At 61.6% G+C, this 5860-nt stretch carries 6 protein-coding genes; all 6 read left to right on the plus strand.

Translation table 11 applies throughout. The features are described from left to right. Positions 1-166 precede the first annotated feature (166 nt). Complete coding sequence (locus BMG07_RS39370; protein WP_198089025.1) at positions 167-1099, plus strand: electron transfer flavoprotein subunit alpha/FixB family protein; 933 nt, start codon at positions 167-169, stop codon at positions 1097-1099. A gap of 19 nt (positions 1100-1118) precedes the next feature. Beyond that, a complete protein-coding gene (locus BMG07_RS39375; RefSeq protein ID WP_198089026.1) occupies positions 1119-2090 on the plus strand; it encodes a nitronate monooxygenase family protein in 972 nt (323 codons plus the stop codon). A 285-nt stretch (positions 2091-2375) separates the two neighbouring features. Then, positions 2376-2885, plus strand: coding sequence for a DUF1993 family protein (locus tag BMG07_RS39380; protein ID WP_198089027.1), 510 nt, complete (start codon positions 2376-2378; stop codon positions 2883-2885). A gap of 58 nt (positions 2886-2943) precedes the next feature. After that, complete coding sequence (locus tag BMG07_RS39385) at positions 2944-3357, plus strand: hypothetical protein (RefSeq protein ID WP_198089028.1); 414 nt, start codon at positions 2944-2946, stop codon at positions 3355-3357. A gap of 759 nt (positions 3358-4116) precedes the next feature. Then, complete coding sequence (locus BMG07_RS39390) at positions 4117-5211, plus strand: hypothetical protein (RefSeq protein WP_198089029.1); 1095 nt, start codon at positions 4117-4119, stop codon at positions 5209-5211. Then, positions 5180-5827, plus strand: a complete 648-nt coding sequence (locus tag BMG07_RS39395; RefSeq protein ID WP_198089030.1) for a hypothetical protein — start codon at positions 5180-5182, stop codon at positions 5825-5827. Before BMG07_RS39390 ends, BMG07_RS39395 begins: the two co-directional genes overlap by 32 nt. Positions 5828-5860: the final 33 nt, after the last annotated feature.

Consider the following 5860-nt stretch of genomic DNA (forward strand, 5'->3'; position numbering starts at 1 on the left):
CGAAGCGAAAGTCATCTGACTCGCCCCCAAGCTTCGCGCACTTCGTGTCGCTACGCCAACCCCCTTCCGGGGGCAACACCAGCGGCCCGGCAAAGCCGGTTCCGCGGTGTTCCCCCAAAAGACGCATTGAATTGCGCGCCGCAAATCGCCGCAAAGGAGAAATGAAATGACCGCACTCGTCATTGCAGAACACGACCACGCCAGCATCAAGCCGGCGACCCTGAACACCGTGACTGCCGCGCTGGCTTGCGGTGGTGATGTGCACGTTCTTGTCGCAGGCGCGAACGCAGCTGAAGCCGCGAAGGCCGCTGCCCAGATCGCCGGTGTCTCCAAGGTCATCGCAGCCGACAGCCCGAGCCTCGCCGAAAACCTCGCTGAGAACGTCGCCGCCCAAGTGCTGGCGATTGCAGGCAACTACAGCCACATCCTGTTCCCCTCGACCGCCAACGGCAAGAACGTGGCTCCTCGCGTGGCCGCCAAGCTGGACGTCGCGCAAATCAGCGACATCACCAAAGTCGACAGCCCCGACACCTTCGAGCGCCCGATCTACGCCGGCAACGCGATCGCCACCGTGCAGAGCAGCGATGCGACCAAGGTGATCACCGTTCGCACGACCGGCTTCGACGCCGCCGCTGCCACCGGTGGCAGCGCAGCGGTCGAAACGGCTGAAGGCGTGGCCGACAGCGGCAAGAGCGCCTTCGTGGGCCGTGAAGTCACGAAGAGCGAACGCCCCGAACTGACGGCTGCCAAGATCATCGTCTCGGGCGGCCGCGCCCTGGGCAGCGCCGAGAAGTTCACCGAAGTGATGGCCCCGCTGGCCGACAAGCTGAACGCCGGCCTGGGTGCCAGCCGCGCAGCCGTGGACGCAGGCTACGCCCCGAACGACTGGCAAGTGGGCCAGACGGGCAAGATCGTGGCGCCGCAGCTGTACATCGCAGCGGGCATCTCGGGTGCGATCCAGCACTTGGCCGGCATGAAGGACTCGAAGGTCATCGTGGCGATCAACAAGGACGAAGAGGCGCCGATCTTCAGCGTGGCCGACTACGGCCTCGTGGCCGACCTGTTCACGGCCGTGCCGGAACTGGTGAAGGCGCTGTAAGCCAGAGGCAACGACAGAGATGAAGACCCGCATCACCGAACTGCTCGGCATCCGCTACCCCATCATCCAGGGCGGCATGCAATGGGTGGGCCGCGCCGAGCTGGCCGCGGCCGTGTCGAACGCCGGCGGCCTGGGCATCGTCACCGCGCTCACGCAGCCCACGCCCGACGACCTGCGCAATGAAATCGCGCGCACGCGCACGCTCACCGACAAGCCCTTCGGCGTGAACCTCACGATCCTGCCGGCGGTGAAGCCGCCGCCGTATGCCGAGTACGTGCAGGCCATCATCGACAGCGGCGTGAAGATCGTGGAGACCGCGGGCAACAGCCCGAAGGACTTCATCGAGGCGCTGAAGCGCCACGACGTGAAGATCGTGCACAAGTGCACCTCGGTGCGCCATGCGCTGTCGGCGGAACGCAATGGCGTGGACGCGGTGTCGGTCGACGGCTTCGAGTGCGCGGGCCATCCGGGCGAAGACGACGTGCCCGGCCTCGTGCTGTTGCCCATCGCCGCGCGCAAGCTGCGCATTCCGATCATCGCGTCGGGCGGCATCGCCGACGGGCGCGGCATGGCCGCCGCGCTGGCGCTGGGCGCCGAGGGCGTCAACATGGGCACGCGCTTCTGCGTGACCCAGGAGGCGCCCATTCACGACAACATCAAGCAGGCGCTGGTCGATGCGAGCGAGCGCGACACCAAGCTGATGTTCCGCACCATGCGCAACACCGCGCGCGTGTTCCGCAACGCCATCTCCGAAGAGGTGGTGGCCATGGAGACCCGCCCCGGCGGTTGCGAGTTCGAAGAAGTGCGCCCGCTGGTGGCCGGCGCGCGCGGCCGCGCGGCGCTGGCGTCGGGCGAGGTGCAGAACGGCGTGGTGTCGGCGGGCCAGTGCATCGGGCTGATCGACGACATTCCGACTTGTGCCGAACTGCTGGAACGCATGGTGCGCGAATGCCGTGAACACCTGGACCGGGCGCGGTCCTGGATGGACTGAGTCTTTCGAATCGCCTTCGGGGGGCGTTCACGCCGACGGGGCACCTTGCTTGCTCCGCGAATGTCCCCCGGCCTTCGGGCCAGCGGGTAGCGGCACTGCGAGCATCCGCTTCTTGCTGGTGAACCGCCCTTCAACGCGGTTGCTCCAACGACCCACGCGAAGAAAAGCTGGCCACAAAAGCCGGGGCGATTCAGCTCGCCCCGTGCTGTTAGCCTTGCATGGTCGGCAGGGCCTCTGCCACGTCAACTCCGGCCATCGTGCCCCATCTTTGAAAGCGAATTCACCATGACCAGCCCGCTGTACAACGCCTCCGTTCCCGTCATGCAGCAGATGCTGCGCGCTCTGTCCGACGTGCTCAAAAAGGCCGAAGACCACGCAACGCAGAAAAACATCGATCCGAATGCGCTGTTGCAGGCGCGGCTGTTTCCCGACATGTTTCCGCTGGTGCGTCAGGTGCAGATCGCCGCGGACTTCTCCAAGGGCATTGCCTCCCGCCTGGCTGGTGCCGAGGTGCCGTCCTGGCCCGACACCGAGGTCAGCTTCGCCGACCTGCAAGCGCTGATCGCCAAGGCTTTGGCCCATATCGGCTCCTTCAAGTCCGAGCAATTTGATTCAAGCGAGAGTCGCGAGATCGTATTGCGCCCCGGCACTCCGAAGGAAAAGAAGCTGAACGCAAGCGCATATCTTCTGCACTACGGACTGCCGCAGTTCTTCTTCCACGTGACCACCACCTATGCCATCTTGCGCCACAACGGTATTGAGATCGGCAAGCGCGACTACATGGGTGCCTACTAAGCCAAGACAGACAAGATCCAGAGGTTCAATAGCGGACGTCCATATCCCTGAGATCGACATGCAACTTAAAGCCAAGCCCTTCAGCGAACGGCGGCCGGTCCGTTGGGGATCTGACGTCGCCAGCTTGAACTTCAACGACGCTGGCCTGTTAGTTCGGGTCGCTTGCGATATGGTCGATGACACCGTGCAAGGCTTCGATGTCGTCTTCCGTCACGCGTCGGGATTTCGCCTTCTCGACGAAGTTGATCTCGCTCGATACTGGACTTCGGCCCACTTCCCGAGCGGTTTTCACGTGCTCGAGGTGCAAGAAGGTGGATGGCTCGACGAGGAGTCTCAACTGCAAGGGTACGTGAGCCTGCGCAGAGAATGGCTTATCGTCACGGGGCATGCATGCGTCAGCGTCTTTTGTTCCGTGGACCCGGTAGTCGAGGAGGCCTCATGGAGACGCGGTACTGCCGCACCGGTCGAATAACGAGCGGGCAATTTGCGGCCACAAAGCGCTCCACCAGGCGAAATCCGAACTAGATTGCGGATGATTGAATCAAGTAAAGCAGGCCTCAGAAGGTTAGGTATTTTGTTCCTGACTTTCCTCTTTCTGATTGGCGTTGGGTGTCCTTGAGCGCACTGCTTGCTATGCCACTGATACGCTGGGCAGTCCATGGGGTGGTCTATTTTCCTGTTAGCTCTTCTGAGCATCGCAGTCTCCTTTTCACCATTCTTTGCGTTACTTGTGTTGCCACCGCCGCAATGTGGTTGGCAGGAAGGAACAAAACAAGTGATGAGTGAAAAGTGCTTCGCACTCAGCTTCCACACTGACTAACCGGTGCAGACAAAGCCAGTGCGCTCCGAGTGGCCGCTTTCGAACAGCGTGTCATGCCGTGTAGGCCTCTTCGCGACGGCGGCGCGGCCGACTACAGTCGGCCAGGAGCGGTCAGTCGCCAATACGGCAGAATTTGGCTAGATCCGAAATTTCAAAGAAATCAATCGATGTTATGAGCGCCTCGGCCCTCCATTAGCACCGAACGATCAAAGCCAGTCTTCACTGCAGCGGCTTAGCCGGATTACGCCGCTCGCTACATCGATCGACAACAACTCGTTGGAGGGGATACCTGTGCTACCAATGCTTGGTCAAAAGCTCGCCATCGCGGCCCTGTGCCTGTCGCTTGGCGCTTGCGCCACCTTCGACCGAGCAAAGCCGCCTCCCGCAGTAGCTGGCCCGGTTGCCGTCACAGTGAACAACGATCAACTCTCAAGTTGGACCGATCTTCCGCTGGGCGCCTACAGGGTGCCCGAAAGCGACGTGATCGTCGGCGGCCACCAGCGCGGAAATGCCGGCGTCGCGATGTTTGGTTTGTTGGGATTGGGCATTGCCCACGCGGTAAACAGCAACAGTTCCGCGGCGGGAGTCAGCAACACCGAACAAGTCCTCCGCATCAAGCTCACCGACCAGACGCGCAGCGAAATCGAAGCGACCATCGGGCAAAAGCAGCTCGCCGGCAAGCTCACCACCAAGCCGGGCCCGACGCAGTTGAATGTATCCAGCGCCCTTTTGCTGTCGTACATTGACGACATTCAGGTACGGCCCTTCACCATACTGAAAGTACAACTGAGCGGCGCCGACAAGCGCCATCTCTGGGAAACGCGCTATTTCGCATCCACGGGTGAAGTCAGGCCCCTGGTCGGTACAGACAGTTGGACCTCCAGCGGCGGTGATCCTCTGAAAGCGGCTGCAGCGACCAGCTTGCAGCGCGCTGTAAAGGTCATGCTCAACGACATCGCGCAACCGTATACCCGCGACGACAACCAGATGACCATCGTGGAGGGTGGCTTCCCCCACCTCAAGCCGCGCGTGCAGATACGGGGCTATCTCCTTGTCGAAGACGAGAGGTACATCGCCTTCGTACCCAAGACGGGTGATGCCTCGCTCCTGTCGGGTGTCAGCATCCTCGACAAGGCGGCAATCGCCTACCGCCCGGCAAACTCCGATGATGTGGGGTTCAAGGTATTGCCCGAACCGCCCGAGCGGGAAGCGGGTAAAAAAATCTGCGGAATGACGCTGATCTTGCATGAGCGCGCCATCGAATCTTCGTGGGTAGGGCGCCTAGCACCCCAAGGGGCACGCCTGTCGACCAGACGTGCCTTTCGATGTAAGGCGGAATATCGCGGTCGGCCCCTATCGGCCAGAAGCGGGTGTTGGCGAGTAGGCCAAAATCCAACCGAACATACTCACTCCATTCACCTCACAACGATCTCTAGACGTGGGAACCACAAGTACTTCGCTGTTCTCGGACGACGTGGCGTGCGACGTTCGCGATCACTTCGTTGACCTGCTCGCTCGCTACAACGATTCAGCCAGAGCAACGGCTGCGCTACTGCAATCCTCATCTTCCACGATCCAGGATGTCGACGATGGGCCTGTCTTTTGGCTCGCACTTGCTGCAACGCAATGGACGTACGGTTGTCTAGCAGGCGAAGTGAAAGCGAGCGCGATCGATGTCATCGACAACGGCACGGACCTCAAAAGGTGGAGCGGAGCCTCCGTCGTACGCCGTAGCGCAGTCCTTCTTGCTCTAAAGGAGAAGCTTCTCGCGCCGCAGCCGGCGCCGCGCCAACCGCGACGTCGCAAGACCACTGTCGTGCCCTCGGTAAAGTTGCTTTCTCCGGACGGGCGCGGCCTTGCCACGGCTTTTGAGCTTGCTCCCAGCTCTGTTCCTGATGCTCCGCGCATGCAGGTCTTAGTAGAGTTGCTGGTCGATGATGCGCGGGGCGGTGGAGGCGTGTTTGTGGCGGACTGCGGCTACGACGAGGTAGCTCTTCACTGGCTTGATGTAGAGGCGTTGCAGATTCGCTACCCATCATCTGCTGCCGTGAGTTCCAAGAGCACAAGCCTTTTCTTCTGCGGCCGCACTATCCGAATCGAGTACGAGTTGAAGTGCATCTAATTTTCGTCTTGATGCTGGATGCCCGCTTTGGAG

Origin of the sequence: Variovorax sp. E3 (assembly GCF_016082275.1) — a bacterium.
Classification (GTDB): domain Bacteria; phylum Pseudomonadota; class Gammaproteobacteria; order Burkholderiales; family Burkholderiaceae_C; genus Variovorax.

Bases quoted from the DNA above. Each gene is read 5' to 3' on its own strand.
- BMG07_RS39370 (WP_198089025.1), top strand. From the start codon at position 167: ATGACCGCACTCGTCATTGCAGAACACGACCACGCCAGCATCAAGCCG.
- BMG07_RS39375 (WP_198089026.1), top strand. From the start codon at position 1,119: ATGAAGACCCGCATCACCGAACTGCTCGGCATCCGCTACCCCATCATC.
- BMG07_RS39380 (WP_198089027.1), top strand. From the start codon at position 2,376: ATGACCAGCCCGCTGTACAACGCCTCCGTTCCCGTCATGCAGCAGATG.
- BMG07_RS39385 (WP_198089028.1), top strand. From the start codon at position 2,944: ATGCAACTTAAAGCCAAGCCCTTCAGCGAACGGCGGCCGGTCCGTTGG.